Source organism: Streptomyces sp. NPDC058469, from assembly GCF_042721125.1.
GTDB lineage: Bacteria > Actinomycetota > Actinomycetes > Streptomycetales > Streptomycetaceae > Streptomyces.
Genome location: NZ_JBHXME010000284.1, coordinates 1 through 7130 on the forward strand (window position 1 = coordinate 1; position 7130 = coordinate 7130).

6 protein-coding genes and 1 pseudogene are annotated in these 7130 nt (G+C 70.0%); 1 reads left to right on the plus strand and 6 read right to left on the minus strand.

The features are described 5' to 3' along the window. From ACFWP5_RS51120 to iolC, 6 genes and pseudogenes are all read right to left on the minus strand, one after another. Window positions 1-98 (minus strand): annotated as a pseudogene (locus ACFWP5_RS51120) (2-keto-myo-inositol dehydratase); the annotation flags it as partial. A 40-nt stretch (window positions 99-138) separates the two neighbouring features. Next, a complete protein-coding gene (locus ACFWP5_RS51125) occupies window positions 139-1629 on the minus strand; it encodes a CoA-acylating methylmalonate-semialdehyde dehydrogenase (RefSeq protein WP_384173883.1) in 1491 nt (496 codons plus the stop codon). Between the two features lie 13 nt (window positions 1630-1642). Further along, a complete protein-coding gene (gene iolD, locus ACFWP5_RS51130) occupies window positions 1643-3520 on the minus strand; it encodes a 3D-(3,5/4)-trihydroxycyclohexane-1,2-dione acylhydrolase (decyclizing) (protein WP_384173886.1) in 1878 nt (625 codons plus the stop codon). Next, a complete protein-coding gene (gene iolB / locus ACFWP5_RS51135) occupies window positions 3517-4398 on the minus strand; it encodes a 5-deoxy-glucuronate isomerase (protein WP_384173889.1) in 882 nt (293 codons plus the stop codon). Before iolB ends, iolD begins: the two co-directional genes overlap by 4 nt. Then, window positions 4395-5267 (minus strand): aldolase, encoded by an 873-nt coding sequence (locus ACFWP5_RS51140; RefSeq protein WP_384173892.1) that lies wholly within the window; start codon window positions 5265-5267, stop codon window positions 4395-4397. The genes iolB and ACFWP5_RS51140 overlap by 4 nt, the downstream gene beginning before the upstream one ends. A gap of 4 nt (window positions 5268-5271) precedes the next feature. Beyond that, on the minus strand, window positions 5272-6240 hold the full coding sequence (gene iolC, locus ACFWP5_RS51145; RefSeq protein WP_384173894.1) for a 5-dehydro-2-deoxygluconokinase: 969 nt from the start codon (window positions 6238-6240) through the stop codon (window positions 5272-5274). 209 nt (window positions 6241-6449) lie between these two features. On the opposite strand from iolC, the gene ACFWP5_RS51150 reads away from it, so the two are divergent. Next, window positions 6450-7130, plus strand: a 681-nt coding sequence (locus ACFWP5_RS51150; RefSeq protein WP_384173897.1) for a LacI family DNA-binding transcriptional regulator, incomplete at its 3' end; no start/stop codon positions are given.

Below are 7130 nucleotides of genomic sequence, written 5' to 3' on the forward strand. Positions count from 1 at the left end.
TGCTCGTCCTCGGGGTACCAGATGCCCCAGGAGTCGGGGGCGGAGCCCAGGCAGAGGTTGCCCGCGACGGTACGGAGGGGAGTTGGCGCCGTTGCCATGGTCGGTCCTTTGCGAAGGGGGGACAGGGAACTCTGTGGATCAGCTGGAGGTGGGGAAGTTGAAGCCGGCGGCGACCTGCTGGGCAGGCTTCGGCCAGCGGGTGGTGACGACCTTGGGGCGGGTGTAGAAGCGGATGCCCTCGGGGCCGTGGATGGGGGAGTCGCCGATGAGGGAGTCCTTCCAGCCGCCGAAGGAGTAGTACGACATCGGGACGGGGACCGGCACGTTGACGCCGATCATGCCGACCTTGACGTTGCGCTGGAATCGGCGGGCGGCCTCGCCGGAAGCGGTGAACAAGGCGGTGCCGTTGCCGTACGGGTTGGCGTTGATGACGGCGATGGCCTCGTCGAGTGTGTCGACGCGGACGATCGCGAGGACCGGGCCGAACAGCTCCTCCTTGTAGGCGTCCATCTCGACGGTGACGTGGTCGAGCAGGGACGGGCCGGTGAAGAAGCCGTCCTCGTGGCCGTCGATCTTCAGTCCGCGGCCGTCCACGACGACGGTGGCGCCCTGTGCGGCGGCGGTGCCGACGGCGTTCTCGACACGTTCCTGGGCGGCCTTGGTGACCAGCGGTCCCATCTCCACGCCCGGGGCGTCACCGGGCCCGACCTTCACCTCGCGGGCCTTGCGCCCCAGCACCTCCACCAGCCCGTCCGCCGCGTCACCCACGGCCACGGCGACGGAGACGGCCATGCAGCGTTCGCCGGCCGAGCCGTAGGCGCCGGCGGTGATGTGGTTGGCGGCGAAGTCCAGGTCGGCGTCCGGGAGGACGACGGCGTGGTTCTTGGCGCCGCCGAGGGCCTGGACGCGCTTGCCGGCCGAAGTGCCCTGCTCGTGCACGTACTTGGCGATGGGGGTCGACCCGACGAAGGAGACGGCCTCGATGCCGGGGTGGGTGAGGATCGCGTCGACGGCGTCCTTGCCGCCGTGGACGACGTTGAAGACGCCGTCGGGCAGGCCGGCCTTCTGGTACAGCTCGGCGACGAAGTTCGCGGCGGAGGGGTCGCGTTCGCTGGGCTTGAGGATGAAGGTGTTGCCGGTCGCGATGGCGATGGGGTGCATCCAAAGGGGCACCATGGCGGGGAAGTTGAACGGGGTGATGCCGGCGACGACGCCGAGCGGCTGGCGGAAGTCGTGCACGTCGATGCCGCGGGAGACCTGGTCGGAGAAGGATCCCTTGAGTACGTCGCCGAGGCCGCAGGCGAATTCGACGACCTCACGGCCGCGGGTGATCTCGCCGCGTGCGTCGTCGACGGTCTTGCCGTGTTCGGCGGAGATGATCCGGCCCAGTTCCTCCTCGTGCTCGACGAGGAGCTGGCGGAAGGCGAACATCACCTGGGTGCGCTGGGTGAGGGACGACTCGGACCAGGTCTCGAAGGCCCGCGCGGCGGCTGTGACGGCGGTGTCCACGTCGGCGGATCCGCCCAGGACCACCTGGGCCTGCTGTCGTCCGGTGGCCGGGTCGAACACCGGAGCGGTGTCCGTGCCGGGGACGGCCGTGCCGTCGATCCAGTGCTGAATGGTCTTCACGGGAGGGGGGTCCTTACAGGTAGTGGCGCTGGGCCTGCTTGTGGGCGGCATACGTCTCGTGCGCGGCGCGGGTGGTCTCCAGGGCGGAGGCCTGGCTGACGGGGACGTCCCACCAGCCGTGGCCGGGCGGGTTCGGCCCGTAGAGATCGGTCTCGACGTGGACGACGGTGGTGCGGGTCGCGGCCTTCGCTTTCTCCATCGCCGTACGGAACTCGTCGACGGAGGTGGCTTGCAGGACGTCCGCGCCGAGCGAGGAGGCGTTGGCGGCGAGGTCGACGGGGAGGATGTCTCCGTCTAGCAGGCCCGAACCACTGTTCCGGAAGCGGTAGTTGGTGCCGAAGCGCTGTGAGCCGAGCGACTCGGACAGGGCGCCGATCGAGGCGAATCCGTGGTTCTGGACGAGGACGACGATGACCTTCAGGCCCTCGGAGACCATGGTCACGATCTCCTGAGCCATCATCAGATACGAGCCGTCGCCGACCAGGACGACGACCTCGCGCGAGGGGTCGGCCATTTTGACGCCGAGGCCGGCGGCGATCTCGTAGCCCATGCAGGAGTAGGCGTACTCGACGTGGTAGGCCTTCGGATCCCGTGCCCGCCACAGCTGTTGCAGGTCGCCGGGCATGGAGCCGGCGGCGTTGATGACGACGTCACGGTCGCCGAGCACGTCGCCCAGGGCGCCGAGGATCTCGGTCTGCGCGGGGAGCGGACCGTGGCCGACGGTGAAGCATCGGTCCTCGATCTCCCTTGTGCGGGCGATGAGTTGGCCGGTTCGCGTGCGGTAGTCCGGGGTGACCTCCCAGTCGGCCAGCGCTTCGGCGAGGGCTTCGATGCCGAGGCGGGCGTCGGCCACCAGGGGCTCGGCGGAGTGCTTGACGGCGTCCAGGCGGGCGACGTTGAGGTTGACGAAGGCGACGTCGGGGTTGGCGAAGATGGTGTGGCTCGCGGTGGTGAAGTCGCTGTAGCGGGTGCCGATGCCGAGGACGACATCGGCCTCCTTCGCCAGTTCGTTAGCCGCGTACGAGCCGGTCGAGCCGATGCCGCCGACCGCGCAGGGGTGGTCCCAGGGGACCGCGCCCTTGCCGGCGTGGGTGTCGGCGACCGGGATACCGGTGGCTTCGGCGAAGGCCCGCAGCTGGGTCTCGGCGCCGGAGTACACGGCACCGCCGCCCGCGACGATCAGCGGCTTGCGCGCATTGCGCAGCAGCCGTGCGGCCCGCTCCACCGCGGCCGGCTCCGGCAGTGGGCGGCCCACGTGCCACACCCGGCGCCGGAAGAACGCGACCGGCCAGTCGTACGCCTCGGCCTGAACATCCTGCGGCAGGGCGAGGGTTACGGCACCCGTCTCCACCGGGTCGGTCAGCACCCGCATCGCCGCGAGCGCGGCGGGGATCAGCTGCTCGGGACGGGAGATCCGGTCGAAGTACTTCGACACGGCACGGAAGGTGTCGTTGACCGTGACGTCCCCGCCCCGGGTGTCCTCCAGTTGCTGGAGCACGGGGTCGGCGGCGCGGGTGGCGAACATGTCGCTGGGCAGCAGCAGGACCGGTATGCGGTTCGTCGTGGCGAGGGCCGCGCCCGTGATCATGTTCGTGGAGCCGGGCCCGGTGGAGGCGGTGCAGGCGAAGGTCGCCAGCCGGTCGCGCATCTTCGCGTAGGCCACCGAGGCGTGGACCATGCCCTGTTCGTTACGGGCCAAGTAGTAGGGCAGGTCCGCCTCTTGGGTGACGGCGGCCTGCAGCAGCGCCTGGCCGATGCCGGCCACATTGCCGTGCCCGAAGATGCCCCATACGCCCGGGATCAAGCGCTGTTCCTGGCCGTCGCGTTCGCTGTACTGGTTCGCGAGGAAGCGGACCAGGGCCTGGGCGGTGGTAAGTCGTACGGTGGTCATCGGCGCGTGAGTCCTTCGAAGGGCAGGCGGTCGTCGACGTCCTGGGACTCCCAGGTCTCCCGCACCCATCCGTGGGCGGGGTCGTCGCAGATCAGCCAGGCGCGGTCCTGTCCAGGGCCCGCCATGACGTTGAGGTAGTAGAGGTCGTAGCCGGGCGCCGCGATCGACGGACCGTGCCAGCCGTGCGGGATCAGCACGGTGTCGCCGGAGCGGACTTCGGCCAGTACCTCGATGGGTCGCTCGGGAGTGCCGTAGACCCGCTGGTACCCGAAGCCGTTTCCATCGCCCGCGACCTCGAAGTAGTAGATCTCCTCAAGCTCGGACTCGACTCCGGGGCGAGGCTCGTCGTGCTTGTGGGGCGGGTACGAGGACCAGTTGCCGCCGGGGGTGAGGACCTCGCACACCAGGAGCTGCTCGGCGTCGAAGGTGCCGGGCAGGCAGTAGTTGTTGACCTGCCGGGAGCAGGCTCCTGCCCCGCGCAGCTCGACCGGGACGTCCTCCATGGGCCCGTACCGAGCGGAGAGTGAGCTCCGCTCGGTACGGGCGGAGGGCAGCGCGAACGTTCCACCGTCCGCGCTGCTGATCAGGGCCTCCGACGCGCGGGGGAGGTAGGCGAAGTCGGTGGCGGAGGCGAACACGCCTGCCCGGCCGGTGAGTTCGAAGGCCCTTCCGTCTGTGGAGACGGTGCAGGAGCCCGTCAGCGGCAGGACCAGGAACTCGGAATCCCCGGTGGACAGGGTGTGCGCCTGGCCCGGCCCCAGGGTCAGGATCCTGAGGCCGGAGTGCCCCCAGCCCGCCGACTCGGGCGTGACCAGGAGATCGTAGGGGCCGTCGGCCGAAGTCCCCTTCGGCAGGTGGTACTTGTCGGTGTCGCTCACAGCAGGCTCACCGCCTTGTCGACCGCGCCGGCGACATCGCCGTTCGACGGGTAGAGCAGTGAGCGGCCGACGACCAGGCCTTGTGCGGTGGGGAGTTGGAGGGCCTTGCCCCAGGAGGCGAAGGCCGCTTCGGGATCCTTGACCTCGCCGCCCAGCAGCAGCGCGGGCAGCGTCGAGGAGGCCAGCACCCGCTCCATGTCCGCCACGACCGGCAGCTTCAGCCAGGTGTAGGCGGTGCGGCGGCCCAGGCCCGAGGCGATGGTGATCGACTTGACGACGGCGTCCGTCGAGAGGTCGTTGCGGATCCTGCCGTCATGCCACTCGGACATGAACGGCTCGACCATGGCGATGAGTTGGTGGTTGTTCAGCTCGTTGACGGCGCGAGCGGTGTTCTGGAGGGCGGCCGGGGTGGCGGGGTCGTCGAGGGCGATGCGGGTGAGCATCTTGCCGCCGTCGAAGCCCATCGCGGCGATCATCTCCGCGTCGTAGCCGGTGAACCGGTCGTCGATCTCGAACACCGATCCCGCAAGACCCGCCCGGTTCATGGAGCCGAAGACGCTCTTGCCGTCCAGGACGCCGAGCAGCAGCAGGTCCTCCAGGATGTCGGCAGTGGCCAACACCCCGGTGACACCGGGCCGTTCCAGGGCCGTGCACAGCCGGTCCAGTAGCTCGAAGCGGTCGGCCATCGCGGTGGGGTCGGCGCCGACGCCGTTGGCGCCGCGGGCCGGGTGGTCGGCCGCGACGATCATCGCCTTGCCGTGGGTGCCGAGGAGCGAGGGGGCTTTCACGCGGCGTGCTGCCGCCGTCGCGATGGCGCCGGGGTCGTTTACCCGGGCCTCCACGATCCGGCTCACGTTGTCGGACGGCACGTCGTCACGCCTTTCGTTCGATGGAAGCGGTGGTCGCCTCGCGGAGCTTTGACTCGACCTCGGTCTCGGTGGGCATCGCGTCGGAGCAGGAGAGCCGGCCCGCGACCAGGGCGCCGGCCGCGTTGGCGAAGGCGACCGTGCGGCGGGTGTCCCAGCCGGAGAGCAGACCGTGACAGAGCGCGCCGCCGAAGGCGTCACCGGCACCGAGTCCGTTGACGACGTCCACCGGCACCGGCGGTACCTCGACGGCCGAACCGTCACGGCCGACGGCCAGGACACCCTTGGGCCCCTGCTTCACCACGGCCAGCTCCACCCCGGCGGCGAGCAGTGCCTTCGCGGCGGCATACGGCTCGCGCTCGCCGGTGGCGACCTCGCACTCGTCGAGGTTGCCGACGGCGACGGTGGTGTGACGCAGGGCCTCTGCGTAGTACGAACTGGCCTGACCGGCGTGCTTCCAGAACATCGGCCGCCAGTCCAGGTCGAAGACCGTCGTCCCGGCCTTCGCCCGGTGCGCGAGCGCGGCCAGTGTGGCCGAACGACTCGGCTCCTCGCTCAGCCCGGTGCCGGTCATCCAGAAGATCCGGGCATCGCTGACGGCGTCCAGGTCCAGTTCGCCCGGCTGGACGTCCAGGTCGGGGGCCTTGGGCAGCCGGTAGAAGTACAGCGGGAAGTCGTCCGGCGGGAAGATCTCGCAGAACGTCACCGGGGTCGGCGCGATGGCCGACGTGCCGACGAACCGGCTGTCGACGCCGTACGCCTCCAAGGCCGTGCGGACGAAGTCCCCGAACGGGTCCCGGCCCGTCTTCGTGATCACGGCCGCGGAGTGCCCGTAACGGGCCGCTGCGACGGCCACATTGGTCGGACTCCCGCCCAGGTACTTGCCGAACGACGTGACCTCTGCCAGCCCCACGCCGGTCTGGAGCGGATACACATCCACCCCTGTGCGGCCCATGGTCAGCACTTCGAACGGCATCACGCTGGTTTCCCTTTCGTACCGGAGACGGAGGCGTTCAGGAGATTCACTGCCGCGCTCTACTAGCGCGCTCTAGTGTGTGTACGATGACCCCTGTCCAAATGTCATGTCAATACCTTGTTGCTGGGAGATTTCGAGAGGGTCCGTAGGGTTGGCCGCGGTGGAAGGTGGGTTCACAGGTGGATGCGTCGGGAAAGCAGCGGCCGACGATGGCGGACGTCGCCGCGAAAGCGGGGGTGTCGCGGGCGCTCGTCTCGATCATCTTCCGCGGTCAGCCGGGGGCGAGCGAAGAGACGCGGCAGCGGGTGCTGCGGGTCGCCGACGAGATCGGCTACCACCCCGACAGCGCGGCCAGGCTGCTGGCCCGCGGCCGCAGCCGCACGCTCGGCGTGATGTTCACCGTGCACCAGACCTTTCACGCGGACCTCATCGCGGGGATCTACCCCGAGGCCGAACGCCTGGGCTATGACGTCCTGCTCTCCGCGGCCACCCATGGCCGCAGCGAGGCGAAGGCGGCCGAGGCGCTCCTCAGTCACCGCTGCGAGGCGCTGATCCTGCTCGGCCCCGAGGCGGAAGCCGCGTATCTCGACGAACTCGGACGCAGAGCCGTGACCGTCTCGGTCAGTCGCCGAGTGCCGCGCGCCCGCGTGGATTTCGTCCACAGCGCCGAGGGCAAGGGGGTGCACCAGGCCATGGAGCATCTCGTCGAACTGGGGCACCGCCGCATCGTGCACATCGACGGCGGCCGGGGCCCCGGATCGGTCGAGCGGCGGCGTGCCTACCGGGCCGCGATGCGCCGGCACGGGCTGGAGGCCGAGGTGCGGGTCATCCCCGGGGAGCACACGGAGGAGTCGGGCATCGAGGCGGGCCGCCTGTTCCTCGCGGAGCGC